This window comes from Corynebacterium sp. HMSC11D10 (genome assembly GCF_001806995.1).
GTDB lineage: Bacteria > Actinomycetota > Actinomycetes > Mycobacteriales > Mycobacteriaceae > Corynebacterium > Corynebacterium coyleae.
In genome coordinates, this window is record NZ_KV787061.1 from 1 (window position 1) to 414 (window position 414).

The following is a 414-nucleotide window of genomic DNA, read 5'->3' on the forward strand; positions in this document are numbered from 1 at the left end:
TACTGGAAGCCAAAAAACTTCCAACCAACCCCCAAACCCTGACGGGGCAAAAATAAAGAGGTTGGCAACATGCATCATGCACTCACAAATGAAGCACACCACACAGATGATCAGGCAATCAATGGTTCACCCAACCACCACCGGCACACACCAACAAAGGCATGCACACACATGGCACACAACACCAAGCACACAACAACAAAAAATGCATTGGCACACTATCGAGTTCTCAAACAACACCAGCACACTCAACAACCACAACCCTCAAAGGCTACGGCCGTCAAAGCGGCGGAACCAGAGACTACAACACAACGTAAACCAAAGTCAAACCCAAGTTCAACAACCGTTTACCTTGCACAGCAACCTCATGAAATTAACTCGTTCCCTCTCGCCAGCCCCTCAAGGCCGCTCGAA

Annotated in this window: 1 protein-coding gene; it reads left to right on the top strand. The window is 49.0% G+C overall.

Translation table 11 applies throughout. The features are described from left to right. Nucleotides 1-69: 69 nt before the first annotated feature. Nucleotides 70-414: hypothetical protein (locus tag HMPREF3120_RS12285; protein WP_210384507.1), on the top strand; the 345-nt coding region annotated here is incomplete at its 3' end.